The organism is Gammaproteobacteria bacterium CG11_big_fil_rev_8_21_14_0_20_46_22 (genome assembly GCA_002796245.1).
Lineage (GTDB): Bacteria > Pseudomonadota > Gammaproteobacteria > UBA12402 > UBA12402 > 1-14-0-20-46-22.
The window spans coordinates 1-2,366 of the sequence record PCWT01000006.1; the positions used below are offsets into that span (position 1 = coordinate 1).

At 47.9% G+C, this 2,366-nt stretch carries 2 protein-coding genes; one reads left to right on the forward strand and one right to left on the reverse strand.

The genetic code is table 11. The features are described from left to right. Positions 1-127: 127 nt before the first annotated feature. The gene (locus COV52_00250) at positions 128-1,510 is read right to left on the reverse strand and encodes an amino acid permease (GenBank protein PIR12147.1); all 1,383 of its coding nucleotides are present in this window, start codon (positions 1,508-1,510) and stop codon (positions 128-130) included. Between the two features lie 117 nt (positions 1,511-1,627). On the opposite strand from COV52_00250, the gene COV52_00255 reads away from it, so the two are divergent. Then, positions 1,628-2,083: a hypothetical protein gene (locus tag COV52_00255; protein PIR12148.1), complete on the forward strand. Its 456-nt coding sequence runs from the start codon at positions 1,628-1,630 to the stop codon at positions 2,081-2,083. Positions 2,084-2,366 lie beyond the last annotated feature (283 nt).

The window sequence follows — 2,366 nt, forward strand, 5'->3', positions numbered from 1 at the left end:
TTTAGCGTCCTCCATGTCTTTCGATCCTTCTGTAATATTAAAATTACATGGATTCTAACGTTTTTTTCAAAAACCTACACTTTTAATCGCACCCGGTATGGTGCGCCGCCGCCTCCTACGGGCGTCTTTAATCGGCGCGCTGTCTAAACCGATAAATCACAAACGCCGGTAGCGTGAAAATCGCCATGCCAATCAACAGGGTGATCACGTAGCTGGCATTCGTGCCAAAAGGGATGTTTTCCGGCGGAATAAAGCCAATCACTAAAGCGACGGTGATGGTCAGTAATCCCAATCCACACACAAAGCTAAGGCCCCATTTGCCGCCTGGGATGCGATAGGCTTCGGGCTTTCGCTCGGGCTGGCTTTTGCGAAGTTTCAGTGCCGCTAAGAAAATGCAGGCGTAATAGATCATCGCAAGCTGCGCGGTCAGTGCGGACAGTAGCCAATAAGCACTATTGACGCTTTTGGATAATATAAAAGTAATGCTTAATATAATGACAATAATAGCTTGTAAAAAAAGAATATTTTTTGGCGCGCCATGAGGATTCTTCTTGGCTAGTTGTTTGGGTAGGCTGCCATCTTGTGCGCTGATCATCAGTGCTTTGGTCGGGCCAATCACCCAGGCGGCCATGCCGGCAAAACCACCCAGCATGATCAACACTTCAAACACGGGTGTTAGAAAGCTTAGGTGGTAATGGGCAAAGAACAGCGCAAAAGCTTGGTTCAATCCGTTAACCAGGCTTAGGTGCGCCGGTGGCACAACAATGGCGATGGCCACAGAGGCTAAGATCAGGCTCAGAACAATCAAGACGCAAGAAATGATCAGTGCGCGCGGGTAATCTTTTGCAGGATTTTTCACTTCACCGGCGTGAATCGATGACATTTCAATGCCGAGCAAACTAAAGACTACCGCGACCAAAAAGGCCATATTGTGCGCATCACTCAGGCTGGGTAAAAAGTGTGTCGTCTCGGCACGGCTTGTGTGACCGTGTAGCCAAGCAAAGCCTAAGATAACCAACACAGCCATCGGGAGCATGGTGCCGAGTATGGCGCCGAGCTCACTGATGCGGCTTGAGACCTTCATGCCTTTAAGGTTAAACGCGGTGGCCAGCAAAAAGCAGATGATGATCACAGCAACCATATAGTAGGCATTGTTCACTAAATCTGGGCGAAAGAGGGAGGCGGCTGTCGCGCCGATAAACGATAGAATGGTCGGAAACCAGACTACGTTGTAAATCCAATCCAGCCAGATGGCGAAAAAGCCGGCCTTTTTACCAAAGGCCTCACGCACCCACACATAGGGCCCGCCGGTTTCTGACCAGTGTGTGGCAAGCTCTGCGGTGACCAGTGCGGAAGGAATAAGAAAGCCAATCGCGCCTAGGATGTAAAAGAAAATAATGGCGTAGCCGTATTCAGCATTGATTGGTAGGTTGCGAAGGCTATCGATTGCGATGACGTTGATCATCACAAGGCTGAATACGCTTAAGCGGTGATTTTTCGGCTGACTCATGGCAGGGCACTGGTTTCGGTAAAAAGAAGGCAGTCTAGAAGTTGATCAAAATACTGTCAAGGGATTCCTCGTGCTGTGAGCTTTTGATTTCTTTGCTACACTCACAGCTAAATCGTGATGGATAAGGAGCAGGCTTATTTTAGTATCATTTTCTCAGTTAAGCCCTGCCGCGCAGCAGCAGGCCAAGATCGTTTTGGTCTTTTTATTGGAAGTTTTATCGGCGGTAGGGTCAGTGTGCGAGCGCTCAAACGACACCCTTTGGTGAGTCACCTCTCAGGTTTTTTAAATCGGTGCTATGCTGGAAAAACCGGGCTGATCGATGATTTTGAAAACATCATGACTCAAGCGATCAAGCACTTTCAATCAGACAATCAAACTAATGCTTTAGTGATCAAGCGCTCAATTCTGAAAAAGTTTATTGAGTTATGCTTGGGTCATCCAGGCCTCAAGAAAGCCTATGAGCGTTTTTGGCAAGGGCAGGAGGGTGTTAACATGTTTAATCAAACGGCTGAGGCTCAAGAACCACTTGCGCATCAGTATAGACAAAAGCTTGCGCCGGCAGCGTGTAATTGACTTGCCCTGTAAAAGTGAACTGTTCATAATGGAGTGGTTTACTAAGGAGGGAGTAGGATGAAAAAATTATCGACTATCGCAGCTTTAAGTGTTTCGGCTTTGGCAGCCTTTGCCGGCGATCATTCAAAGGCGCAAGTGTATCAAGCGTACCAGACGATGCAGTATGGCGTATCGGTTGCGCGTAAAAGCCCTTCGTACACGACACAACTCCTTCTAATTTGAGTCAGGCAAAGCTGGGGGCTGGTATGGTTTGGGTTTAAAAAGCCTCACTGCTTGCTTAAAC

Coding starts and splice junctions, on each gene's coding strand:
- COV52_00250 (PIR12147.1), bottom strand. CDS start 1,510: ATGAGTCAGCCGAAAAATCACCGCTTAAGCGTATTCAGCCTTGTGATG.
- COV52_00255 (PIR12148.1), top strand. CDS start 1,628: ATGGATAAGGAGCAGGCTTATTTTAGTATCATTTTCTCAGTTAAGCCC.